Source organism: Frateuria sp. (genome assembly GCF_035695185.1).
Classification (GTDB): domain Bacteria; phylum Pseudomonadota; class Gammaproteobacteria; order Xanthomonadales; family Rhodanobacteraceae; genus Frateuria_A.
In genome coordinates this window covers 51,859-74,063 of sequence record NZ_DASSES010000206.1, presented here as the reverse complement: position 1 = coordinate 74,063, position 22,205 = coordinate 51,859, and the positions used below count along the sequence as shown (strand labels likewise).

At 68.9% G+C, this 22,205-nt stretch carries 21 protein-coding genes; 8 read left to right on the top strand and 13 right to left on the bottom strand.

Annotation, left to right across the window (positions count from 1 at the left end; all coding sequences use genetic code 11):
• Positions 1 to 38: 38 nt before the first annotated feature.
• Positions 39 to 1,901, bottom strand: coding sequence for a hypothetical protein (locus VFH59_RS17095; protein WP_325166120.1), 1,863 nt, complete (start codon positions 1,899 to 1,901; stop codon positions 39 to 41).
• 425 nt (positions 1,902 to 2,326) lie between these two features.
• Between VFH59_RS17095 and VFH59_RS17090 the strand changes: the two genes are divergently transcribed.
• Both VFH59_RS17090 and VFH59_RS17085 read left to right on the top strand, forming a co-directional pair.
• Positions 2,327 to 3,961, top strand: a complete 1,635-nt coding sequence (locus VFH59_RS17090; protein WP_325166119.1) for a S8 family peptidase — start codon at positions 2,327 to 2,329, stop codon at positions 3,959 to 3,961.
• Between the two features lie 122 nt (positions 3,962 to 4,083).
• Complete coding sequence (locus tag VFH59_RS17085) at positions 4,084 to 4,626, top strand: peroxiredoxin (protein WP_325166118.1); 543 nt, start codon at positions 4,084 to 4,086, stop codon at positions 4,624 to 4,626.
• A 60-nt stretch (positions 4,627 to 4,686) separates the two neighbouring features.
• On the opposite strand, the gene VFH59_RS17080 is transcribed toward VFH59_RS17085, so the two are convergent.
• The 4 genes from VFH59_RS17080 to VFH59_RS17065 form a co-directional block, all read right to left on the bottom strand.
• Positions 4,687 to 5,850 carry a ScyD/ScyE family protein gene (locus VFH59_RS17080; protein WP_325166117.1) on the bottom strand — a complete coding sequence of 388 codons (1,164 nt, stop codon included), beginning with the start codon at positions 5,848 to 5,850 and terminating at the stop codon, positions 4,687 to 4,689.
• A 391-nt stretch (positions 5,851 to 6,241) separates the two neighbouring features.
• Positions 6,242 to 6,649, bottom strand: a complete 408-nt coding sequence (locus VFH59_RS17075) for a DUF1801 domain-containing protein (RefSeq protein WP_325166122.1) — start codon at positions 6,647 to 6,649, stop codon at positions 6,242 to 6,244.
• A 49-nt stretch (positions 6,650 to 6,698) separates the two neighbouring features.
• Positions 6,699 to 7,109: a VOC family protein gene (locus VFH59_RS17070; RefSeq protein WP_325166116.1), complete on the bottom strand. Its 411-nt coding sequence runs from the start codon at positions 7,107 to 7,109 to the stop codon at positions 6,699 to 6,701.
• Between the two features lie 29 nt (positions 7,110 to 7,138).
• Positions 7,139 to 7,582: a helix-turn-helix transcriptional regulator gene (locus VFH59_RS17065; RefSeq protein ID WP_325166115.1), complete on the bottom strand. Its 444-nt coding sequence runs from the start codon at positions 7,580 to 7,582 to the stop codon at positions 7,139 to 7,141.
• Positions 7,583 to 7,808: 226 nt separating this feature from the next.
• Here VFH59_RS17065 and VFH59_RS17060 point away from each other — a divergent pair, with 226 nt between their 5' ends.
• Complete coding sequence (locus VFH59_RS17060) at positions 7,809 to 8,252, top strand: BON domain-containing protein (RefSeq protein ID WP_325166114.1); 444 nt, start codon at positions 7,809 to 7,811, stop codon at positions 8,250 to 8,252.
• 10 nt (positions 8,253 to 8,262) lie between these two features.
• The gene (locus tag VFH59_RS17055; RefSeq protein ID WP_325166113.1) at positions 8,263 to 8,826 is read left to right on the top strand and encodes a general stress protein; all 564 of its coding nucleotides are present in this window, start codon (positions 8,263 to 8,265) and stop codon (positions 8,824 to 8,826) included.
• A gap of 85 nt (positions 8,827 to 8,911) precedes the next feature.
• Here VFH59_RS17055 and VFH59_RS17050 read toward each other — a convergent pair whose 3' ends face one another.
• Entirely contained in the window at positions 8,912 to 9,391 is a 480-nt protein-coding gene (locus tag VFH59_RS17050) for a hypothetical protein (RefSeq protein WP_325166112.1), read from the bottom strand.
• A 342-nt stretch (positions 9,392 to 9,733) separates the two neighbouring features.
• On the opposite strand from VFH59_RS17050, the gene VFH59_RS17045 reads away from it, so the two are divergent.
• Positions 9,734 to 10,483, top strand: a complete 750-nt coding sequence (locus tag VFH59_RS17045; protein WP_325166111.1) for a hypothetical protein — start codon at positions 9,734 to 9,736, stop codon at positions 10,481 to 10,483.
• Positions 10,480 to 11,394 (top strand): S8 family serine peptidase, encoded by a 915-nt coding sequence (locus VFH59_RS17040; protein ID WP_325166121.1) that lies wholly within the window; start codon positions 10,480 to 10,482, stop codon positions 11,392 to 11,394. Before VFH59_RS17045 ends, VFH59_RS17040 begins: the two co-directional genes overlap by 4 nt.
• An 85-nt stretch (positions 11,395 to 11,479) precedes the next feature.
• On the opposite strand, the gene VFH59_RS17035 is transcribed toward VFH59_RS17040, so the two are convergent.
• The 3 genes from VFH59_RS17035 to VFH59_RS17025 all read right to left on the bottom strand — a co-directional run bounded on the left by VFH59_RS17035 (position 11,480) and on the right by VFH59_RS17025 (position 15,833).
• Positions 11,480 to 12,385: an ATP-grasp fold amidoligase family protein gene (locus VFH59_RS17035; RefSeq protein ID WP_325166110.1), complete on the bottom strand. Its 906-nt coding sequence runs from the start codon at positions 12,383 to 12,385 to the stop codon at positions 11,480 to 11,482.
• Between the two features lie 202 nt (positions 12,386 to 12,587).
• Positions 12,588 to 13,769: a CapA family protein gene (locus VFH59_RS17030; protein WP_325166109.1), complete on the bottom strand. Its 1,182-nt coding sequence runs from the start codon at positions 13,767 to 13,769 to the stop codon at positions 12,588 to 12,590.
• 183 nt (positions 13,770 to 13,952) lie between these two features.
• Positions 13,953 to 15,833 carry a M61 family metallopeptidase gene (locus VFH59_RS17025; RefSeq protein ID WP_414655910.1) on the bottom strand — a complete coding sequence of 627 codons (1,881 nt, stop codon included), beginning with the start codon at positions 15,831 to 15,833 and terminating at the stop codon, positions 13,953 to 13,955.
• Between the two features lie 207 nt (positions 15,834 to 16,040).
• On the opposite strand from VFH59_RS17025, the gene VFH59_RS17020 reads away from it, so the two are divergent.
• Positions 16,041 to 16,466: an SRPBCC family protein gene (locus VFH59_RS17020; RefSeq protein ID WP_325166107.1), complete on the top strand. Its 426-nt coding sequence runs from the start codon at positions 16,041 to 16,043 to the stop codon at positions 16,464 to 16,466.
• Between the two features lie 74 nt (positions 16,467 to 16,540).
• Here the strand turns inward: VFH59_RS17020 and VFH59_RS17015 are convergent, their stop codons facing one another.
• The 4 genes from VFH59_RS17015 to VFH59_RS17000 all read right to left on the bottom strand — a co-directional run bounded on the left by VFH59_RS17015 (position 16,541) and on the right by VFH59_RS17000 (position 20,738).
• Positions 16,541 to 18,040, bottom strand: a complete 1,500-nt coding sequence (locus VFH59_RS17015; protein ID WP_325166106.1) for a peptidoglycan-binding domain-containing protein — start codon at positions 18,038 to 18,040, stop codon at positions 16,541 to 16,543.
• Positions 18,041 to 18,111: 71 nt separating this feature from the next.
• Positions 18,112 to 18,555 carry a lysozyme inhibitor LprI family protein gene (locus tag VFH59_RS17010; RefSeq protein WP_325166105.1) on the bottom strand — a complete coding sequence of 148 codons (444 nt, stop codon included), beginning with the start codon at positions 18,553 to 18,555 and terminating at the stop codon, positions 18,112 to 18,114.
• 461 nt (positions 18,556 to 19,016) lie between these two features.
• On the bottom strand, positions 19,017 to 19,256 hold the full coding sequence (locus tag VFH59_RS17005; protein WP_325166104.1) for a hypothetical protein: 240 nt from the start codon (positions 19,254 to 19,256) through the stop codon (positions 19,017 to 19,019).
• 120 nt (positions 19,257 to 19,376) lie between these two features.
• A complete protein-coding gene (locus tag VFH59_RS17000; RefSeq protein ID WP_325166103.1) occupies positions 19,377 to 20,738 on the bottom strand; it encodes a cytochrome C in 1,362 nt (453 codons plus the stop codon).
• A 189-nt stretch (positions 20,739 to 20,927) separates the two neighbouring features.
• Between VFH59_RS17000 and VFH59_RS16995 the strand changes: the two genes are divergently transcribed.
• Positions 20,928 to 22,172 carry an alkaline phosphatase family protein gene (locus VFH59_RS16995; RefSeq protein ID WP_325166102.1) on the top strand — a complete coding sequence of 415 codons (1,245 nt, stop codon included), beginning with the start codon at positions 20,928 to 20,930 and terminating at the stop codon, positions 22,170 to 22,172.
• Positions 22,173 to 22,205 lie beyond the last annotated feature (33 nt).

Below are 22,205 nucleotides of genomic sequence, written 5' to 3'. Positions count from 1 at the left end.
GAGGCCATCCACCGCGCCCGCCGCCAACCGTCAGGACCTCAGAGCTGGAGTTTCGAGATGCGCGTCGACCAGTTGCCCAGCGCGCCGCGCGTCCCACCGCACTGGAACAGCGGCGCGCTCAAGTACTGCGCCAGGTTGCAGGTGTGGGCGATGTACTCCGAGGCGGTCCAGATCGTGTTGCCCTCCGCGGCCGCCGCGCCGTAGTCGCCCCAGCGCGGCCGGTTGCCGGCCAGGTAGGGGATGCCCGTGAAGCCGTCCCACGGCGCGGCACCCGCGGCCGCGATATGCACCTCGCCGGCGCCGAGCTTCGCGTCCAGGCTGGCGTAGCCCGCGCTGGGCCAGTCGTTCGGGCCGACCACCGTGAACGCGATCACGCCGCGCCCGCTCTGCGTCACGGCGGAGGTGCCGTAGGTGAGGTTGGCATCCGGCAGGGCCAGCGTGCCGTTGGCGAAGACGCCGCCGGACTTCGGGTCGATGACGAAATAGGCGACGCCCGAACCGTGGCTGCCGTCCCCCAGCAACACGTCGGTGTCGAGCGTGCCCCATACCTTGCCGTTGGCGAAGCTGACCTGCTGCATGCGCGAGTCATTCACTGCCATCGGCCGTGGCGTGGGATACACGATGGTCGGATAACCCAGGTAGGTCGGTGCGCAGCCGGGCGTGGCGAAGCAATCCCTAAGTGGGGCATCGCCCGGCTTCTGCTGGACCAGGCTGGTGGGCACCGCGTAGGTCTGCACGCCCACCGGGGAGACGTCCAGGGCCAGTGACATCGGGGCACTGTCGATGGCGCCGGTATGGGACACCGCCCACAGCCAGATCGTGTCGGAGGTGCCCTCGTCGTAGAACACCGCGTCCGAACTCAGCAGGTACTCGGTACCGCCGTGCGCCCCGGCGTACTGCCCGCCGGTGGAGATCGCCGGCCAGACGGTGAAGGCGGGTGCGGGCACGCTGGGGTCGCCGGCATTGAACAACACCACGTTGGGCGAAGGATCGCCGGCCGCCAGCGCGTGCTTGGAGATCGCATAGATCTGCGCACCGTAGAAGCCGGAGCCGAACAGCGCGAACTCGTTGGTGGTCAGGAAGATCGCATGGGCGTCCGCACCGATGTGCGGGTAGTCGCCCAGACAGAAGCCGCCCGCGCAGCCGTGGTCCGGCGTGCCTTCCGTGCCGTTGTTCTGCACCGGCAGCCGGTAGATCGTCCAGGCACCGGTCGGGTCGGCCGTCTGACTGACCGCGATGTCGAGGTGATTGTTGCCCGACAGCGCCGAGCTGGTACCGACGCGGTCCAGCGTCAGCACGACCTGGAACCAGCGACGGGTGTCCGCGTCGTAGTAGCACGACGGGTCGGTGATGCTCGGGCCGTAGGCGCCGGTGTTGCGGTCGATCGCTGCCGGGTAGCCGTAGAACGTGTTCAGGTCGACCGGGCCGACAAGCTCGTTGCCGGCCTGGTCGTAGATCGCCAGCACGTCATTGACGCTTTCCATGACGAAGCCGTTGCCGGCGCACAGGCCCTGGTCCGGCGGCTCCACCGAGAACTGGTTGCCGTTGTTGGCGTAGCGCTGGTCGTGGAAGTCGAGGCCCTCGAACCCGCCCTTCAGTTGCGGGTGCGACTTGGCGCGCGTGGCATGCCCCATGGCGTCGAGGCCGTTGTGGTGGCCATGGCTGATGGTGCGGTTCACCACCGGCTGCTGGCCCAGGTCGTCCTCGCCGTCGCCCGACCCGGCGTCGCCCGCCGTCATCGCCGGGTCCTGCTCCAGGCTGGTGAACGGCGCGCCGCCCACGGGCGCGGCGTGGGGGACGGTGGTGGTGCCCTTCTGCAACTTCAGCGTGACCGGGGTTGCCCCCATCGCGCCGGTGGCAAACGCCATCGCCGCCAGGGCGATGAGCAGTCGAGTCTTCATAAACGGTCTCCTGTTCGTCCGTAAATCGGTTAGGTGACCGCGTCCCCCTGTAAGGCGCCGCCGTCGATCAGGCCGACGAGCGTCTACGCAAGTACGCATGCAGGCGCATGCGCGCGCGCCACGATACGCCCGAGCCTGCCGGTTTGCCACACGTCCATGGACGGGTCCGGTAGCCTCGTCGGCCGGCGCCGGCGGGGATGCGCGATGGCCGGCCTGCCTCCTGCGTGCACCGCCCCGGTGCAGGCGCGAACTTTCACAACTGCGCCACGAGCGCCTGCCTAATGTCCGCGCGAGATGCCGCAGGGGAGGCCCGCGGCGGCTGGAGACGGGGCTCCGGCAGCGCAGTTTCCGCGACAAGGCAGCGCCATCCGGCGCTGTCGTCGCTCGACGCGCCGATGCCCGGCGCCACCATGGAGGACCACCGCATGACACACCGTTACGCGATCAAGGCGTTGCTGGGCGCATCCATCGCCCTCGCCCTGTCCCTGTCCGCCCACGCCGCCACGGCATCCGGGCCGGCCAACACGCGCTTCGATATCAGCAGTCTCTCGCCCGGTGGCCACTATGACCGTTTCATCGTGACCTACCGCGACGGCAGCACCGAGCGCACCAACCACGCGGCGCTCCTGCAGAACGTGGGGGCGGCGATCAGCCGGGCGGGTCTCGACCGGGCCACGGTGGCCGGCGGTCGCGGTGCAAGCCTGCAGGCGTCCTACCAGCGCAAGCTCGCCACCGGCGCGGACCTGGTGCGCACCTCGCGCAAGCTCGACAGCGGCGAGGCGGCCAACCTGATCCGCCAGATCGCCGCGGACCCGGCAGTGGCCTACGTGACGCCGGACGTGATGCTGCACCGCGTGCGCGACATCCCGGCGCCGGACAACCTCGCCCCGGCCACCTTCACCCCCAGCGACACCTACTACCCCTACTACCAGTGGGACCTGAAGGCGCCCGACGGCAGCATCACCTACTTCGGCGACGCCAACCATGGCGGCACGCGCGTCAATGACGCCTGGGACCTGGCCGACGGCAAGGGCATCGTGATCGCCGTGCTGGACACCGGCATCACCCGCCACGTCGACGTCAACACCAGCCTGGCCAACCAGGGCTACGACTTCATCACCGATGCATTCGTCTCCGGGCGCCCCACCGACGACCGCGTGCCCGGCGGCTGGGACCTGGGCGACTGGACCACCACCGAGCCGTGGCTGTCCGCCTGCACCGACGAGAACAACCCGCCCGAGCCCAGCTCCTGGCACGGCACCCACGTCGCCAGCACCACCGGCGCCGAGATCACCGACAACGCCCTGGGCATGGCCGGCATCGCCTTCCACGCCCGGGTCTTGCCGGTGCGCGTGCTCGGCCACTGTGGCGGCTACACCAGCGACATCGCCGACGCGATCGTCTGGGCCGCGGGCGGCAAGGTGGACGGCGTGCCGCGCAACCACCATCCGGCGCAGGTGATCAACCTCAGTCTGGGCGGCGAGGGCCGCTGCAACCGGCACGACGTGACCGCCCAGGCGGTGGCCAAGGCGAATGCGCTGGGTGCGGTGGTGGTGGTTTCGGCCGGCAACAGCGACGACGACGCGGCCAAGTACACCCCGGCCGGCTGCCCCGGCGTGATCACGGTGGCGGCCACCGGCATCACCAGCCAGCGCGCCTTCTACTCCAACTACGGCCATGCGGTGGAAATCGCCGCGCCCGGCGGCGGCGTCTACCAGGACGACGATCCGGACACCGGAACGATCTCCTACGACGGTTTCATCTGGCAGGCGCTCAACGACGGCGACACCACCCCGGTGCCCGAAGGCACCATCTACGGCGGCTTCGCCGGCACCTCGCAGGCCGCCCCGCACGTCACCGGTACCGTGGCGCTGATGCAGAGCGCGCGCAAGGAACTGTGCCTGCCGCTGCTGAAGCCGAAGCAGGTGCTCAAGGTGCTGCAGAAGACCGCCTACGACCCGATGATCCGGCCCAAGGGCAAGTACTCCATCGGCGCAGGCATCGTGGACTCGGCGGCCGCGGTCGAAGCGGCGGTCGCGTTCAAGCCGCACGGCAAGTAAGCGCGCTACGGGAGGGGCGGGCGCGAGCCCGCCTCTCCCGGCCGGCCCCGCCACCTCCGGGGCACCCACGGGGGCGCTTGTGGCGTATAAACGATGCTCCCACGCCGCCTCAGGAGCATCCCATGAAGTCTCCGCTCAAGCTCGCCGCGCTCGCCCTTGCCGGCGCCCTTCTCGCCGCACCGGCCTTCGCCGCCCTCAAGGAAGGCACGCAGGCGCCGGATTTCACCGCACCCGCCTACCTGGCCGGCAAGCCTTTCACGTTCCATCTGTCCGATGCGCTCAAGAAGGGGCCGGTGGTGGTCTACTTCTTCCCCGCGGCGCACACGTCCGGCTGCAACCTCGAGGCGCATCTGTTCTCGCAGGCCATCGACAAGTTCAGGGCGCTGCACGCCACGGTGATCGGCGTGACCGCCGGCAACACTGACCAGCTGGCCGATTTCTCCAGGGAGACCGAGCACTGCAGCGGCAAATTCCCGGTCGCCGCGGACACGGGGGCGAAGATCGCCAGGGAATACGACGCCCTGCTGACGATGCGCCCGGGCTGGTCCGACCGGACCTCCTACGTGATCGCCCCCTCGGGCAAGATCGCCCACGTCTACTCCGACCTCAAGCCGAACAGGCACGTGCAGGAGACGCTCGACGCGGTCCGCACGCTCGAAAAATAAGCCGCCGCGGCACTCGAACCGAAGCGGCCCGCGACGCGGGCCGCTTCGTCCACCGGCCCGCTAGTGCGGGTGGCGCCAGGCGTCGAAGTCGAAGCGCAGCACCTGACCCATCCCGGGCGGGAATCCGAAGCCCATGTTGGACACGTACAGCGCACCGTCCGGTCCGAAGGTCAGCGCCGAAGGCAGCACCAGGCCGGTGACCACCGCGCGGCGCGCGCCGGACGGGTCGATGCGCACCACCTTGCCGGTACCTGGCGTCGGCGCCAGGTTGTCCTTGCCGGTGGTGTTCTCGAGCACGTACATGCGTCCATGGTGGAAGGCGATGCCGAGCACCGTGGTCAGGTGGCCGGCCACCGGCCACAACTGCCCGTTCCGGGTCAGCTTGAGCACCTTCGAGGAGCCCGGCGTGATCGGGAACGTGTTGAGGTTGCCGATGAAGAAGTGGCCGTGGTGGGCCAGCGCCGTCGGCACGATGTGGCCCTGGCTTGCCGACACGTCGACCACGCGCCGGACCTTGCCGTCGAGGCTCACTCTCACCAGCTCGCCGTGGTTGGGCTCGAGCGCGTACAGGTAACCGTGCAGCGCCACCATGCTGTACCAGGTGCCGTCCGGCTCGAAGTCCTCCTCCTCCGGGTTCTGCACCGGGTGGTGCTTCTGGTAGCGGCTCAGGTTGGCGATCCAGTGGATCGAGCCGTCCGGGTCGACCCGCGCGATGCCGTTGTAGGTGCCCTTCAGACCGTGCGAGCAGCCGGCCCCGGCCGTCAGCGCATACAGCTTGTGGCCGAGGAAGGCGACGTCCGCCACGCCGCTCACCAGGCCACCACTGGCGGCGTTGGTCTGGCTCGACGGGAACTTGTTGGTGACCGTGACACGATGGCCGTGGTGGTCGATCCGGGAGATGCGCCCGCCGGTGTAGCTGCCGCTGTACGGCCCGACCTCCGGCACCTGTGTGCAGTCCATGGCGGTGGTCGTGTGGGTACCGCCACGGCCGCCCTCGGCTACGTAGAGATGCCCGTCGGGACCGAACGTGAGGCCTCGCGGGTTGTTCAGGCCGGTGGCGTACACCGAGACCTTCACCGGGTAGCCCGTGTGCGTCTGCACCAGGCTGGCGATGGCTTGTGTACTGGGCAATGCGCCGGTTTCCGCGGCGATGGCCGGCGGTGCCGGGGACAGGCAGAAGGCGAGCGCGAGCGCGCCGATCAAGAGTCGCTTGCGTGGAATCATGAGGGAACCCTCCAGGGAGAGTGCGGCAGGATCCGGCGGTGCCGCGTCGCCTCGCAGGCTGCGCACCCCTTTGCGTGGCACGCGACAACCTGCCGCCAGCCATGGCCCGGCTGGCGCTGCACGAAGCCGATCGCGGATGCTGCCCTCCCGGCCCCGCACATGGGAAAACTCGATGGTGCGGCCGGTTCGCAGTGCGCCTGTTTGCGCCCGCTCTTCGCCAGCTCTTGCCGTCGTTCGTCTTGCTGGTCCCGCACCCGGGCGGCGATGCTACTCGTCGGCGGTAAGCCGGGTGTGACAGCCGCGTGGCAGTGGGTGAAGCCGTGCTGGACAGCAGTCGGGCAGGCGGGCCAGGGCGCGTGGGGAAGAGCCCCTCCCCCGCCCCGCCCGGTCTTCAACCGGCCGGCTGCCTCGTGTTCAGCGCGACCGCGGCACGGATGAGCGCCTGCAACGCCTCCTCGTCGAGCATGTCGCCTTCGTGGATATCGATCGCCCGCCGGGTGTTGCCCTCGAGGCTGGCGTTGAAGAGGCCCGTCGGGTCCTCCAGCCGGGCGCCTTTGGCGAAGGTGAGCTTCACCGCGTTCTTGTACGTCTCGCCAGTGCAGAGGATGCCGTCGTGCGACCACACCGGCACCCCTCGCCATTTCCACTCTTCCACCACGCCTGGGTCGGCCTGCCGGATGAGTGCCCGGACCCGGGCCAGCACCGGGCCACGCCAGTCGTCCAGGTCCCTGATCCTCGCGTCGATCAGCCGGGCGGGCGTCTGGCCGCCCGGCCCGTCCTTCAGGTTGCCGCTCTTCATGACGGTCATCGCCTCCTTCGTGATGCCCTGGCCGGGCCTGGCACGCGGCTCAGCGCCGCTCCTGCACCCGCAGCAGGTTGCCCGCGGGATCCCGCACGGCGCAATCGCGCACACCGTAGGGTTGGTGGGTCGGCTCCTCGACAATCTCCGCGCCGCTCGCCTGGATGCGCTCGAACGCGGCATCGAGGTCCGGGGTGGCCAGCAGCATGATGGCGTAGGTGCCCTTGGCCATCATCTCGGCGATGGTGCGCTTCTCCTCGTCGGTGACGCCCGGGCTCGCCGCCGGCGGGAAAAGCACGATGGAGGTACCCGGCTGGTCGCGCGGGCCGACGGTGATCCAGCGCATGCCGTTGTAGCCGACATCGTTGCGGACCTCGAAACCGAGCGTGTCGCGATAGAACGCCAGTGAAGCGTCCGGATCGGTGTGCGGGAGGAAACTGGCGTGGATGCTGATGTCCATGACGGCGGTGCTCGGTGTGGGAGGAGCCGTCATGCTAGGTCCCGCTCGGGGTCGGGCGCTTCTCGATTCCTGACCGGTCGCATGACCTGCCTGGCGACGCAGGCGGGCATGCCCGCGGTCGCAGCGGCCGCCTCGCGCCGGTAAATGCTCGGCGGGACCCCGACCAGTTCGGTAAAACGGGAGCTGAAGGTCCCCAGCGAGGCGCAGCCCACCGCGAAGCAGACGTCGGTGACCGCCAGGTCCCCACGTCGCAGCAGCGCCATCGCGCGCTCGATGCGCCGGGTCATCAGGTAGCTGTAGGGCGACTCGCCGAAGGCGAGCCTGAACTGGCGGCTGAGGTGGCCGGCCGACATGTGCACGCCGCGGGCGAGCGCCTCGACGTTGAGCGGCTGCGCATACTCGCGATCGATGCGGTCGCGGACCCGGCGCAGGCGCGCAAGGTCGCGCAGATGTGCGGGAGAGCTGCTGGTCACCTGCCTGGTCGTCCGTGCCTAGCCGTGGAGCGGAGACTCATAGCAGACGACCGGCAGGATGTGAACGCCCCGCCCCGGGTGCGCCGGGGTTCCAGTAGTCGAGTCCGCTCACCGGGATGACACGGCCGCTTTACCGCCGCCTCCATAGCGTGCCGTTTCCGGCCCAAGACCACGCCGGACCCGGAGTGCGGGCCGTTCCCGCATCGCTCCCTACAAGGAGGAACCCATGAAAGTCGCATTGCCCAGACCTCTGGCCGTGGGCTTGCTCGCAGCGCTCGCGGCAAGCGCCAGCGCCTTCGCGCAACAGGCCACGCCGATGCAGGCATCGCCTGCGGCCGGCCAGTCCGTCGGCGGCGCCACCGGCGCGGACGCCGACAACACCCGCCTGAACCGGCGGGACCGCGACCACGCCACCACCACCCCGGCAGATCAGCCGAACAACTCCCCGGCCGTGGACCTGGTCGCGAAAGTGCGCCAGGCCATCGTCCACGACGATGGACTGTCGATCAACGCCCGCAACGTCAAGGTCATGGCCGACAACGGCGTGGTGACGTTGCGCGGGCCGGTGGCCAGCGCCGCGGAGAAAGCGCGCGTGGAACGGGATGCCACCGGCGTGCGCGGCGTGACCCGCGTCGACAACCAGCTCGACATCGCCAACGATGCCCATTGAGGAGATGACCATGTACGCATCCGTGTATTGCACCGTTCCCGACCAGGAAAAGGCCGAGGCCATCGTCGACGACCTCAAGGATGCCGGTTTTTCCAGCACCGACATTTCCGTGCTGATGCAGGACCGTCGCGGCACCCGCGAGTTCGCCACCGAGCACCACACCAAGGCGCCTGAAGGCGCGACCACCGGCGGCGTGGTCGGCATGGGGGCCGGCGCCGGCCTGGGCTGGCTGGTCGGCATCGGCACACTGGCCATCCCCGGCCTCGGCCCGTTCATCGCCGCCGGGCCGATCATGGCGGCCCTCGGCGGCGCGGCGATCGGCGGGGCCACCGGCGGCATCGTCGGCGCGCTCATCGGCATGGGCATTCCCGAGCTGGAAGCCAAGCACTATGACGAGCGCATCCGCGAGGGGAACGCGCTGGTGACGGTGCATACCGAGGACATCGTCGAACGCGATCGCGCCCGCGCCATTTTCGAGCGGCATGGCGCCGCGGATATCGCCACCGGCACCGGTGCCGCCCTGGGCACGGCCCGCGGCACCGGCAGCAACCTCGACACCGGCCGGCGCTTCTGAGCCTTCCCGCGGGCCAACCATTCGAAGGCCGGCATGCCGGCCTCGAGTGGTGCGCCCCGGGCACATCCGGACCGGTAGCGCGCGGCTAGCCTTGGCCGTGACCCGGTATCCGGATGAGTTCGGGCGCGGACAGCAGCCGCATGGCCCGCAGCGTGCCGACCAGTTCGCGGTAGCTCTGCGAGAGCTGCCGGTACAGCGCCGCATAGGCCTGGCGGCTGGCGTCGGCCACCCCCTGGTAGGCGCTGCGGCCGATGTCCATGAAGTACTCCACGCTCACGCGGCGGCGCTCCGCGAGTTCGGGAAACAGGCCGGCCACCACCAGGCAGCGGTCGCCCACCTCGCGCAGGCCCTCCGCGCGCGCGCTGCCGACGCGCTGCATCGCCTCCATCCAGTCCACCCCGTGCACATGCGAAAGCAGCCAGGGCTCCCGTTGGTAGCGCAACAGCAGGAACACCAGGTAGCTCTCGTGCGTCTCGTCCAGCGGCCACCGGTTGCGCTCGCCCGCCTCCTTCACCAGCGCCTGCCAGACCTGGGCCGGGGTTCCGGTATGAATTGCATCGAACATCTCTCGTCTGCCTCCACGCATCGCACCGACGGTTCGAGCGTACTGCGCGCCCGGGCGAAGCGCCCGGCAGCCGGGGGGCACGACTGCTGACACGGGGACGGTGCCGGCGGGGCCCTGGCGGCGAGCCCTTCGGTGCCTCCGTGATTCGGTGAACTGTGTCGCGTTTGTAATTGCCAGGCTTCACAAACCGGAAACGTTCATCTGCCTAGCGTCGAATCACACCCGGAAGGGGCCGGCGACCAAAGCCGGGGCCGGGTGCCATGGGGGATTGCCGTCCATCTGGGTTCACGCATCCGCCTCACTCGGGGGCCGCGCACGGCCGCCACTGTCAGAGGAACACGCATGCATCATCGTTTCGGAGTCAAGGCGCTGCTCGGCGCCTCCATCGCGCTCGCGCTCTCGTTTTCGGCCAACGCGGGCAGCACGCCGCCGACAACGACCCGCTACAACATCAGCTCGCTCAAGGACGGCGGGCACTACGACCGTTTCATCGTGACCTATCGCCAGGGGACCGCGGAGCGGTCGGACCATGCCGCTGCGGCGCAGAACATCCAGGCCGCCATCAGCCGCGCCGGCCTGGCACAGGCCGCCGCCGGACGCGCGATGCCCCGTGCCGTCTACCAGCGCAAGCTCGCCATCGGCTCGGACCTGGTGCGCACCTCGCGCAAGCTGGACAAGGCCGAGGCGGCCGCGCTGATCAAGCAGATCGCGTCTGATCCGGCCGTGCTGGGCGTCGCCCCTGACGTGCTGCGCCATCCGGTGCGTGATTTCTCGGCGCCCAAGGCGCTGCAGCCGGCCACCTTCACGCCGAGCGACACCTACTACGGCAACTACCAGTGGGACCTGAAGGCGGCCGACGGATCGACCACCGCGTTCGGAGATGCCAACAACGGCGGCAGCAATGTCGACAATGCGTGGGACGTTGCCGATGGCACCGGCATCACGATCGCGGTGCTCGACACCGGTATCACCCGCCACGTGGACGTGGACACGTCCCTGGCCGATGCCGGCTACGACTTCATCACCGACTCGATGGTCTCCGGCCGCGCGACTGACGGTCGTGCGCCGGGTGGGTGGGACCTGGGTGACTGACCACCACCGAACCCTACCTTTCCGCGTGCACCGACTCGAGCAATCCGCCGGAGGACAGCTCCTGGCACGGCACCCACGTCGCCAGCACGGCCGGCGCGGAGCTGACCAACAACAGCCAGGGCATGGCGGGCATCGCCTATAGCGCCAAGGTCCTGCCGGTGCGCGTGCTGGGCCACTGCGGCGGCTACGACAGTGACATCAGCGACGCCATCGTCTGGGCGGCGGGTGGCCACGTCGACGGTGTGCCCGACAACACCCACCCGGCGCAGGTCATCAACATGAGCCTGGGCGGCTCGGGCAGCTGCAGCGCGACCGACCCCGAGGGCCTGGCCGTGGCCCAGGCCAACAGCCTGGGCGCCGTGGTCGTGGTGGCGGCGGGCAACTCCAACGCCGACGCCTCCCGCTTCTCGCCGGCGAGCTGCCCGGGCGTGATCACCGTCGCCGCGACCGGCATCACCAGTCGCCGTGCGTTCTACTCGAACTACGGCTCGGCCGTGGAACTGGCCGCGCCGGGTGGCGGCATCTACGAGAACGACGCCAGCAGCGGCACGCAGTCCAACGACGGCTTCATCTGGCAGGCGCTCAACAGCGGCACCACCACGCCGGTGCCGAACGACAGCACCTATGGCGGCTATGCCGGCACCTCGCAGGCCACACCGCATGTCGCCGGTGCGGTCGCGCTGATGCAGAGCGCGCGCCTGGCCTCCGGCCAGCCGCTGCTCTCGCCCAGCGCAGTGCTGAGCATCCTGCAGAGCACCGCCTACGCGCCGAGCATCAAGCCGTCGCGGCGGACCTCGATCGGGGCCGGCATCCTGGATGCCAATGCCGCGGTACGGGCGGCGGTGAGCAGCACGGCCGGCAGCGCCGGCGGCACGACCGGGTCCGGCACGGGCCATGGGAACGGCCGCTGACCGGGCGACGGAGCCGGAGCGAGGGAGGCGGCACCTGCCGCCTCCTTTTTTTTCGCGGGTTGCCTCCCTGTCCGCCCGCGGGCGATCACCCGCCCTGCCCGGCGGTCTCGGGCCAGCGGAACTTGGCGCCGAGCATCACATCCCAGTGCGGAGGCGACAGGGCATACATGCCGGCGCCCGGCGTGAACGTGAGTTCGCCAACGTAGACCCTGCCTCCGTAGTAGTAGCAGTCCACGCGCAGGAAGCCGAACGGCTCGGCCAGCTTCCTCGCAATGCGCATCATCTCCTCCAACCCCTCCACCTGCGGCAAGGGCTTTCCGCTGGGCTTCAGGCCGCGGAAGCGAAACGGCGCGGGCGAATAGTCGGCCAGGTAGAAGTCCTGCGTCATGTCGTTCTTGAAGCGGTCGTGGACATACTGCACGAAGACGAAGGGCTCCTGCCCGTCACCCGGGTTGAGCACGCAGAACTTGTAGTCGTCGGGCGGCTCCCCCGTGGGGCCGAGCAGCGCTTCTTCGAAGATGATCCGGCGCGGGATCTTCCCGTAGTGCTTTTCCCGCTGCCTGATCGAGAAATCGGTCTTCAGCCATCCGTTGGCCAGGTCCGCGAGTGCGTCCAGATCCTCCTTGCGCTTGTCCAGGACGATCCGCGTCTGCCCCGCACTGTGGTTCGCCTTCATCACGAAGACATCGGGCAGGCTGCTGAAGGTCTCGCGCGTGACCTGATCGCAGGAAAAGAACGCCGGCACCAGGTACTTCTCGCCGACCACGTCCGCGATGTAGTCGCGAACCGCCACCTTGTCCGCCAGCCGCGTGAAGACCGGCAGCGGGTGGCGCATCCGGTGGAAGATCTTTTCCGAGTAGCGCCTGGGTTGCGCGAGGCTTCCGACCCTGCCGTAGATCTGCAGATACCGGTAGGGGTAATAGACCGGATCGGGCATGCGCTTGACGATGGCTCTTCTTATTTTTTTTATGCGTGCGATGAAGCTGGTCATTCATGGTTTCCTGGTACGTATCGGCGCGAGGTCCAAGGGAGACCCGGGGCCGGGGACACCACTGCACTGCCGTCCAGAAGGTCGACGGCCTAAAGGGACGAAGCCTGTGTCGCCCCCTGTGAAGGAACTGCCAAGCGCCGCCTCGATCAGACTTTTCCTACACCGGCACTGTGCGCTGCCTCGCATAACCGCAGCTGACCCGTCACCAGACCAGTGCCCAACTGCCATCGGGCCTCTCCGCCACATCGCAGCCCATGCGGGCGTATTCCCGGCGCAGGACATCGAGCAGCCAGCGTCGGTCTTCCGGTGCCGGCTGCCCGACACGGAAGCCACGGACGCAGGTCGGCACCAGGGCGAGTTCGCACAGCCGCCCGTGCGAGGTATCCAGCTGCGGGAAATACATGAGCCCCAGCTCGCTGCGGAACGCCTGGTGCCCGCCGATGCCCTCGTAGTCGTTGAGGAAGTCGCCGCAGCCGTACAGCACCAGATGGCCGTGGTGCACCTCGGCCGCCCTGGGGTGGTGGGAGGAATGGCCGCAGAGCAGGTGCACGCCGGCTTCGTCGATCAGCGCGTGGGCGAACGCCCGCTGCGCCGGCGCGATCTCATAGCCCCAGTTGCCGCCCCAGTGCAGCGAGAACAGCACCAGGTCGCCCGTGTGCCGGTGCCGGGCCACCTCGGCCGCGACCAGTGCCACGGTGGCCGCCGACAGATCGGGCAGGCGCCACACGCCCGCACGGGTCGCTTCGGCGGCCCAGTCCGGCGGCACCCCGGCGTCCCCGGTGGCCGCCGCGAACACCAGCAGGCGACGCCCGCCAGGCAAGGACAGCACCGACGGCGCCTGCGCCGCGGCCAGCCGCTCGCCTGCCCCGCAAACCGCGATCTTCGCCGCCCGCAGCACCGCCAGGGTCTGCGCCAGGCCCTCGTAGCCCCAGTCGAGCACGTGGTTGTTGGCCAGCGTGCAGCAATCGATGCCGGCGTCGGTGAGCACGCCGACGTTGGCCGGGTTCATGCGGTAGTTGATGCCCTTGGGCCAGGGACGATCATGCCGGGTAATGCTGGTTTCCAGGTTGACGATGCGAAGCGCCGGCCGGCGTGCCTGCCACTGCTTCAGCGCCTCGCCCCAGACGTAGCCGGCCGCGACCTTTCGCGGTATCGGGCCGTGCGCCCGCTCCGCCAGCGCGACGTAGCCGCGCGCATCGTGCACGTGGCCTTCGTACAGCACCGGATCGGAAGGGTGCGCCAGGATCTGGTCGATACCCCGGCGCCGCAGAGGAACAGCGTCACCGGCTCGCGCCGGCCGCCCTGCGGCGGCCCCCGGGCCTTGCCCGCATGCACGCGGTGCACGAGCACGCCCCCGACCGCACCCAACGCGATGCGGCTCCATCGCCTGAGGAATGCCCGCCGATCCAGCATGGCCGCAGCATGGGCCGCCGCGGGTTATGCCGTGTTGAAGGCGGGCCGGGCGGTGTCGACGGATGGGCGGACGGCCGAGTCGTTTGCCGCCGGGCACGGGCCTGCCCTCCGGCAGGCCATTGCACGGCGGGCCCGGCAGCAGCCGACGGACGAGTCAGCGGTTGTGCGGCGCGATGATCTCGCTCAGGTAATCGGGCGTGCCCTTGACCCGGACGAGGTGCGGATATTGCAGGCCGCCGTGGTAATCCACCGGCACGGTACGGTAGCCCCCCTGGAACTTGAGCAGCAGCTCGATCGGCGCCTTGCCGTTCTTGGCGGCGGTGATCGCGCGCTTCAGCACGTCGGTCGAATAGTCCTGCCCGTTCACCGCCACCAGCATGGCACCGGTGCTGACGCCGGCCTTGAAGGCCGGCCCGTCCCAGCGCACGTCGTTGACCTGCCCGTGGTCGTCCAGCGTCAGGCCGATCGACCAGGCGAAATTGAAGATGTGCCGTGGCGACTCCGGCCGGCTGTCGTACTGCTCTTCGTAGGCGCTCGGCTGGTCGGTGTAGACGAGCTTCCAGCCGGTGCCCTGCAGGCCGTCGAGCAGCGGCGGATCGAGCGTGTCGACGTGCGCGTGCAGGAAGGCGGCCCAGCCGTAGGGCACCACGCCGTTCAACGCTGTCACGACGTCCTCGAAGGTGTAGGTTTTGGTGACGAAGCTGCCGTTGTCGACGCCGAAGAAGGCACGGGCGAAGTCGTCCAGCGACTTCCTGCCGTGGCTGAGGGCACGCAGCTTGGCGTCCACCTCCAGCCACAGCATCTGGCCGGCGCTGTAGTACTCCTCGCTCATCTGCCAGCTGCGGTAAGGCAGGCCCGAGCGATGGGCTGCGGTCGGGTCGTTGGTGGTGTCTTCCAGCGTGCGCCACTGGAAACCCTCGCGGTTGCGATCGTAGTTGGCGGCCGTCATGGCCAGCGCATCGCGGAACTGCTCCGGGGTCCACAGGCCCGAGCGAGCGGTCAGCACGTAGCCCCAGTACTGGGTCTGTCCTTCGTACACCCAGAGCAGCGAGTCGCCCATGGGCACGTTGAAATTCGGCGTCCACAGGTCCGCCGGACGGCGGAACTTGCCGTTCCACGAATGGGTGAACTCGTGCGCGAGCAGGTCGCGTCCGGGCGCATCCTCTTTCCAGGCGGTGAAGTAGTCGGCGCCCAGCCCGTCCTCGCTCGACTGGTGGTGCTCCAGCCCGTTGCCGCCCAGCTGGTCCGAGAGCGAAAACAGGAAGTCGTAGTGGTCGTAGTGGTGGGACCCGAACAGCGTCACCGCCTCGGCCACCAGCGCGCGATGCGCCTGCAGCTGCCCGGGGGTCATCGCCAGGTACTTCGGCGCGTCGGCGACGACGTCCAGGTGCACCGGCGCTCCGCCGGCCGGCGTCAGGTCGACGCGCTTGAAGTACTGCCCCGCGTAGATCGGCGAATCGACCAGCGTGTTGAAGGGCACCGGCTTGAAGAGGGTGGTGTCGCCCTTGCTCGACGCGGTTTCCAGCGCGCTGCCGAACTGCCATCCGTGCGGCAGCGTCACGCTCGGCGCGAAGGTGATACCGCGCGAGAAATGGCCGGCCGGATACAGCGCCATCTTGTTCCATTCCAGGTCCAGCATGCGGTCGGTCATCTCGTAGCCGCCGTCGCGGCTGGAGAGGTACTGGAAGTCCGCGTCGATGGTGGACACGCCCGCCGGCACGTCCAGGTGGAATGCATACACGTCGTACTCGTCGCGCATCCACTTGAGCGGCCGGCCGTTGGCGCTGAGCTTCAGGCCGGCAAGCATGGCCACCGGACCGCTCGGCGAATGGTCGCCGGGGATCCACTCCGGGTACAGCAGGGTCAACGCACCGGCCGTCACCGGCAGGGTCTCGTGCACCCGGAAGATGCCCTGCCGCGTGTCGCTTGCATCCACGTGGATGGCGACCGTGCCCGGATAGGGCGTGTCCTGCGGGGGTGGCACACGGGACTTCCCCGGGGCCTGGGCACACGCAACGCCCGCCGCGAGGGCCATCGACACCGCCAGGGCGAGACGCCATGGGCGGCCGCGCAAGGCGATCGGCAAACCAGCGGAAACGGCACGGGACATGAAAACCTCCGACAGGCACATGGACAAGCCTCGCAAGTTACAGCAAAAGTCAGGGGAGACTCCTGCCCGGCAAGGTTGTGCCCGCGGCGGCATATTCTCCGCAGCTTGGCGTTCGGACCGAGGAGAAGGGAGATGGTCGAATTCGAAGTCACTGCCGGGATAGCGGCGGCCGCCCAGCGCGTCTGGACCTTGCTCGCAGACGTCGAGTCCTGGCCGCGCTGGCTGCCGACGGTAACCCTTGTCGATGCCCTCGATGGCGGCCCGCTGGCGATCGGCAGACGCTACCGGGTGGAACAACCGAAGCTCCGCCCCGCGGTGTGGACAGTGACCGAATTCCAGTCCGGAACGCACTTCCAGTGGCAGGCCCGCTCGCCCGGCATGACGATGGTTGCGGACCATGCCGTGACGCCTCTCGACGGACAGGCGGTCCAGATTCGCCTGCGCTTCCGGTTCGAGGGCGTGCTCGGCGCATTGCTGGGCAGGATGTTCGGCCGCACCACGCGCCGTTATCTTCAGGCCGAGGCCCAGGCGCTGAAGCGCCAGGCGGAGACTGGCTAGCGGCCAGGCCGATCGCGTGCGCCCCGCTTCACCTCATGCACTCGCGGCTTCACCCCCCTGGTGCCGGGAGTTGCTCAGTGGCGGATGGCCTGGGCGGGTGCCGGTAACGCGACGTGCTGATGCTGCAATCCCTCCGGGTGGGGGCCGACCGGTTGCGCGGACGCATGGAACTTGGCGCTGCTTTGTGCCAGCGGCTTTGCAACGGCCTGGAGGATGTCGACGCCGGCAACTTGCCGGAACGGTGAATCGAGCTCCCCTTGCACGGCAAAGGCGCGCGTCGCGTTCTCCCCCAGCACCACATGGTCGATGCCGGCCAGACCACGCCCCCGTGCAGCGGTGACCAGCGCGCCGGCAAGGTTGTTCGACAGCTCGTCGGGCGTGCGGCCGCACTTCGCGTCGATGAGGTGAACCTGCTCCAGTGCCTGGCAGAAAAGCGCGTGTCCCGGATGACGGCGATCCGCGAGGCTCACGCCTTGCTGCCGTATGGCTTCATCCAGCGTTTCGAGCGTCCGCGGCCCCGCGAGGCCGTCGCCTTTCAATCTATGCGCCCGCTGGAAGGCCACGACCGCTTCCCGCGTGCTCGCGCCGAAGGCGCCATCGGGTTGCAACCCGCGGCCGTGCGCATCGGTGATGCCAAGCCTGGCCAGGTTGGTCTGGAGGGCAACGACCCCGTCGCCATGGGAGCCTTTGCGAAGGACGTGGATCGCGGGCCCCTGACCTATGGCTCTCAACGCCTCCTGCAAGTCCTGGTCCACTGCGAAGGTGGCGGGATTGAAGTCGACACTCCCCACCTTGGCCTGGGCGCGATCAAGCGCGGCGGTTTTCGTGGCGTCGCTGTAGGCCTCCAGGTACCGTCCCGCGGAGGTCGCGGCCTCGACGCCGGCGTAGCTCTTGTTGTGACGCGCGATTTCCTCGGCCGCGGCCAGCATGTCGTCGTAATTGCCGCCATGGGACAGGACGTCGCGGAATCGAGCCAGTTCAGCCGGCCTTTGGTTTGCGGTTTTCATCAGGACGGCAACGGCTTCCAAACGGTGGTTTTCGGAGACGTTTTTGCCGACGGCGTCCAACATGTCCAACGCTTGTTGGGTTGCACTGCGAATTTGCGGGTAGTCGATATTGCTATGAATCCATTTTTGACCGCCTTCCGATTTTGCCCATGCGTTGAATGTGTCACGCACATCAGGCTCAATGAAATCCAGCTTGCTCCGGTTGTTCTTGCCATCACCGTGAGTAAGCAATTGGTCGCGGAGCTTCGCCTTGTCACCGGGGAAAGCAAGGTGATGTTTTTCAGCGTACTGCGCTGCCTGCGCGATAAGACCATCCACGTATGTGACCTGACCAGGCTCCAAGGGCATGCTTCTTGTTGCGCCTAGTGGCCATGTCCCGCGCTTCCCAAGGTCGACCTGGATGGCCCCGATCGAGTAGCCACTATCGGCCGCAACCTTCTCCACCTTGCCCCAGTTGGGTTCCAACCCTTCCAGGGTGATGCCGGCAATGGTCAGATGGTAGGGCGAGGGCCCTCCCTCGGTGGCGCGGCCCACGATGAAATACATGGCGCCGGCGAGGGCGTCCAAGTCGTGCGAATCCGGTCCTGGCATACCGTTCCTCCCTTAACGGATGGGGTTTTCAAGGATGAGCCTTGGCGCTAGAGGTCACTGGCAAGGGCGAGGTACTCGTCCAGCTGGTTGGCTCGCTGGCAGATGGCGAAGGTCTCGTTTTGCGTCACCTGCAGGTTGCCGATGAGCTCACTTCCATAGAGGGAGCCTTCGAGTTCGGCTGTCTTGCCTTGCAACTTGAGCCAGGCGCGCTCTGCCTCGATCGCGCTCTTCCTCTTATCTCCGTCGAGCTTGTGCAACAGAGCTCGATAGCTGGCGTTGAGCCGGTGATCCTGCCGCTCCCGCTCCTGCGTCGTGCAGTAGGCCTCGTCGATCTCGTTGAACCGGGCCTTGTCGATGCACGAATAGAACGCCTCGGTGATCCCCTTGGGCGCATCGCGGCGGATGCGGCTGCTGGGGCGCTCGACCGCGCCTGCCGCAGAGCTGCAGGCGACGAGGGCGAATGCGACGATGGTCATCCTGATGCGGTTCATGGCGGCTCCGGGGCTGGTGGGTTACCAAAGCCGAGCTTGCCGCGGCCCGGGGTGCCTGTCTGTCGGCCGATGACTACGCCTTGCGACCGCAAGGTCGAAGGATCGGCCAGGCGCCTACAGCTTCCTTTTCTCCCGCCCGGCCAGGAGGACCGCGCGTGCCGGGAGCGAAGCGTGGCTTCCAGCCTTTGCCGTGTCGATGCCGGCGGCCCTGCGTGGCCGCTCGACACGGGTTGATCGAAATCAATATCCACCTGCCCCGGGAGTGCCATAAAGGTCCCTGGAAGAGGGGATGGTGTCGCCCAGTGCGCCGCGGATGCGCGCGATTCCCGGCCACCATGCCGATGGCAAGCGAAACCCGCGCCCCATTCGCCAGCCGGAGTGCTGCCCCTCTTCCACCTCCGCACGCCCGCCCGGGCCCACCGCCGGACGCGGCAAAACCGACCCGACTGCGCTCGCTGCAATCAGCCGCAGTGCCCGCAGCAGGTGCTTCCACCGCTGATGTGCACTTCTTTCTCAAGCGGCCGGGCCAGGCAACCGATGGCCAGCAGCGCGTCGACGACCTGGGCACTGCTTGCGCTCGCCAGGACCTCCAGCCGGCCGCGCCCGGCATCCAGTACGACGCTTGCGTGGGGATCGAGCGCATGCACGGCGGCAGCGAGCAGGGTCGTGTCGTGGTGCGCGGTGGACAGTTCGAATTGCATCGTGGACTCCATGGAAGTTGCCGGCACCTGCCGGCCCGACCATGGTGAGGCACGCCTGCTTTCCTGCCCTGATCCGGGTCAACCGCGCGGCACGTCGGACGGTCCGCGGCAAGCGCCACCTCAGAGGGCCAGCCAGGCGTACAGGAACAAGGTGTCGTTGTCGCCCGCGCGGCGCCCCGCGTCGTCGATGTTGCGCACCCGGCCGGCAAAGCGGCTGTAGTGGGTGTACTGCGCGCCCAGGCGAAGGTTGGCCGTGGGGGCGAGCCAGGAATCGGCCTGGCCGAACGGGTTCCAGTCCAGCTCCAGGCTCTGCCCGCGGGTGTCCGGGCGGCCCGGCGCATACAGCAGGGCGTCGCGGCTGCCGTCGTCGGCGAACAGCCCCAGCGTGGCGCCCCAGCGGTTGCGGTACCAGTAGCTCGCGCTGGCGTGCAGTGCATCGAGGCTGCCGTGCAGGCGCTCGGCGTCGCCGGCCGCGAAGGTGGCATCCAGCCGCTGGCGCTCGTGCACGTACAGGGCGTTGACGGTCACCAGCTGGTCGTTGCCGGTCCACTGGTAGGCCGCATCGAGGCCGAGGTCGCGGAACCGGTCGTCGGGACCGGCCAGCGCGACCGCGTGTCCGGTCGCGTCCTCGCCGGTCAGTCCCCGCCGGGCGTCGAGCGCGAAGCCGCCCAGCGTGAAGCTGCCGGCAGCCAGGTTCCAGCTGTAGGCCAGCCGCGCATAGGGCGTGATGCCGGCCAGGCGCCCGTCGAAGTCCGCGTTGACCCTGCGCAGGAACGCCGGAGACAGCGAGCGGTACCCGCCCGCTTCCGCATACAGCGCGCCGCCGAGCTGCACGTAGCCGGTGACACCGACCACCTGCCCGCCGAGCGCGCCGAACAGGGCCGGCTGCGCGGGCGACGACGGCGCGAGATCGGCGGCGATGTAGGGGTATTGCCAGGCCGGCGCGGTGTTGAACACGTCGCTCACGGTCGGGTTGTTGTTGAGCGTCACGCCCCAGATGCCGGCGTGCCGCCGGCCGGAGAAGGTCCGCGCATAGCGCAGGTCGATGTTGTCCCAGCCGAGGGACCCACCGTTTTCCGAGTAGGTGGCCTGCGCGAAGACACCCAGGTGTTCGGACAGGCGGCCGGCGAGGAAGGCCGATGCCTGCTGCAGCTCGACGTTGTCGTTGCGCGAGAAGCCGTCGGCCGGCGGCTCGGCCTGCGCCTTGCGCGTGCGGGTGAAGGACTCCACCAGCATCGCGGACAGGGGCGCGTTCGGCGCGTCGGCCGTCTTCAGGGTGTAGCCGAGCAGCTTGAACTGGCGACCGAAGGCGGTCAGCTGGGGACCGAAGCCGCCGACGTGGCAGGCGACGCAGGGCTGGCCGGTCTGCCTGGCGAACGAAGGCACCGCATGCGCCTGCCATGGCAGCAGCAGGCAGGCGAGCCACAGGCCGTGCCATCCACGCGCGCAGCGCGGCATACGGGTCGAAGTCAGCCATCGCATGACGCCAGCTCCTTTGCATCGGGCGACTGCCCACAACCAGTGTGCAGCGCCCCGGCGCGCCATGGATTGACGTGGGTCAACCGCCGCACACGCATGCGCCCGCGCCTGCCGCAATAGGCATGACGGCAGGTGCCCGGCCGAGGCCGGGCCGCCGATGATCCGCGATCCCCGTTTTCCCCGAGCCCCTGCATGACCAAGCTTCTCCGCCTTGCCTGCCTGTCCCTGCTCGCGCTGGTGACCGGCTGCAGCACGCCAGCGACCACCCGTCCGGATGCGCGCACGCCGCTGCTGCTGGTCTCCATCGACGGCTTCCGCGCCGACTACCTCGATCGTGGCGACAGCCCCACGCTGCAGGCGCTTGCCGCCGAGGGCGTGCGTGGCGACGGGCTGCAACCCTCGTTTCCGTCGCTGACCTTTCCCAACCACTACAGCCTGGTCACCGGCCGATACCCGGATCACCACGGCATCGTCGACAACGCGATGACGGTGCCCGGCCTGGGCCGGTTCACGCTGGCCAACCGCGCTGCGGTCAGTGACGGGCGCTGGTGGGACCAGGCCGAGCCGATCTGGGTCAGCGCCGACCGGCAGGGCGTGCGCACGGCCACCATGTTCTGGCCCGGCTCCGAGGCACCGATCCGCGGCCGTCGCCCCGATCACTGGCTGGTCTACGACGGCGACATGCCCTACGACGCACGCGTGGACCAGGCACTGCACTGGCTGGACCTGCCGGCCGCGCAGCGGCCCGGATTCCTCACCCTCTACTTCGAGGCGGTCGACACGGCGGGCCACTACCACGGCCCCGACTCCGCACAGACGGATGCGGCCATCGCCCAGGTCGACCACGCGATCGCCCGGCTGGTCGCCGGGCTCAGGCAGCGCGGCCTGTACGACCGCGTCAACCTGATCGTGCTGGCCGACCACGGCATGGCGGCCACGCCCCCGAACCAGCGGATCTTCCTCGACGACCTGGTCGATCCTTCGCACATGCAGATGGTGTCCGAAGGTGCCATCGCCGGCATCGTTCCCGCCCCCGGCCACGAGGACGAGGTCGCGGCGGCCCTGCTCAAGCCGCAGCCGCACATGCAGTGCTGGCGCAAGGCCGACATCCCGCCGCACCTGCACTACGGCCACAACGAGCGCGTGCCGCCGCTGTTCTGCCTGGCCCGGGTCGGCTGGCTGATCACCCGCAATCGCGGCACCGTGCTGCACCACGGCAAGGCCATCCTGGGCGAGCACGGCTTCGACAATGCCGACCCGCGCATGCGCGCGCTGTTCGTGGCGCACGGTCCGGCCTTCCGTTCCCATGCCCGCATGCCGGTGTTCCCCAACGTGGATGTCTATCCGTTGATGACCCACCTGCTCGGGATCCGGCCGCAGCCGGGCGACGGGCACTACGCGGACGTCGCGGACATGCTCGTGCCCGCGGCGCGCTGAACGCCCGCCGGCGGTCGGCGGGCCCGGCCGTGG

Excerpts from the sequence above, each read along its gene's own strand:
- VFH59_RS17030 (WP_325166109.1), bottom strand. The coding sequence starts at position 13,769 with ATGGAGCCGCATCGCGTTGGGTGCGGTCGGGGGCGTGCTCGTGCACCG.
- VFH59_RS17045 (WP_325166111.1), top strand. The coding sequence starts at position 9,734 with ATGCATCATCGTTTCGGAGTCAAGGCGCTGCTCGGCGCCTCCATCGCG.
- VFH59_RS17010 (WP_325166105.1), bottom strand. The coding sequence starts at position 18,555 with ATGAACCGCATCAGGATGACCATCGTCGCATTCGCCCTCGTCGCCTGC.
- VFH59_RS17005 (WP_325166104.1), bottom strand. The coding sequence starts at position 19,256 with ATGCAATTCGAACTGTCCACCGCGCACCACGACACGACCCTGCTCGCT.
- VFH59_RS17055 (WP_325166113.1), top strand. The coding sequence starts at position 8,263 with ATGTACGCATCCGTGTATTGCACCGTTCCCGACCAGGAAAAGGCCGAG.
- VFH59_RS17035 (WP_325166110.1), bottom strand. The coding sequence starts at position 12,385 with ATGACCAGCTTCATCGCACGCATAAAAAAAATAAGAAGAGCCATCGTC.
- VFH59_RS17025 (WP_414655910.1), bottom strand. The coding sequence starts at position 15,833 with ATGGCCCTCGCGGCGGGCGTTGCGTGTGCCCAGGCCCCGGGGAAGTCC.
- VFH59_RS16995 (WP_325166102.1), top strand. The coding sequence starts at position 20,928 with ATGACCAAGCTTCTCCGCCTTGCCTGCCTGTCCCTGCTCGCGCTGGTG.
- VFH59_RS17090 (WP_325166119.1), top strand. The coding sequence starts at position 2,327 with ATGACACACCGTTACGCGATCAAGGCGTTGCTGGGCGCATCCATCGCC.
- VFH59_RS17080 (WP_325166117.1), bottom strand. The coding sequence starts at position 5,850 with ATGATTCCACGCAAGCGACTCTTGATCGGCGCGCTCGCGCTCGCCTTC.
- VFH59_RS17000 (WP_325166103.1), bottom strand. The coding sequence starts at position 20,738 with ATGCGATGGCTGACTTCGACCCGTATGCCGCGCTGCGCGCGTGGATGG.
- VFH59_RS17095 (WP_325166120.1), bottom strand. The coding sequence starts at position 1,901 with ATGAAGACTCGACTGCTCATCGCCCTGGCGGCGATGGCGTTTGCCACC.
- VFH59_RS17075 (WP_325166122.1), bottom strand. The coding sequence starts at position 6,649 with ATGAAGAGCGGCAACCTGAAGGACGGGCCGGGCGGCCAGACGCCCGCC.
- VFH59_RS17070 (WP_325166116.1), bottom strand. The coding sequence starts at position 7,109 with ATGGACATCAGCATCCACGCCAGTTTCCTCCCGCACACCGATCCGGAC.
- VFH59_RS17060 (WP_325166114.1), top strand. The coding sequence starts at position 7,809 with ATGAAAGTCGCATTGCCCAGACCTCTGGCCGTGGGCTTGCTCGCAGCG.
- VFH59_RS17020 (WP_325166107.1), top strand. The coding sequence starts at position 16,041 with ATGGTCGAATTCGAAGTCACTGCCGGGATAGCGGCGGCCGCCCAGCGC.
- VFH59_RS17050 (WP_325166112.1), bottom strand. The coding sequence starts at position 9,391 with ATGTTCGATGCAATTCATACCGGAACCCCGGCCCAGGTCTGGCAGGCG.
- VFH59_RS17085 (WP_325166118.1), top strand. The coding sequence starts at position 4,084 with ATGAAGTCTCCGCTCAAGCTCGCCGCGCTCGCCCTTGCCGGCGCCCTT.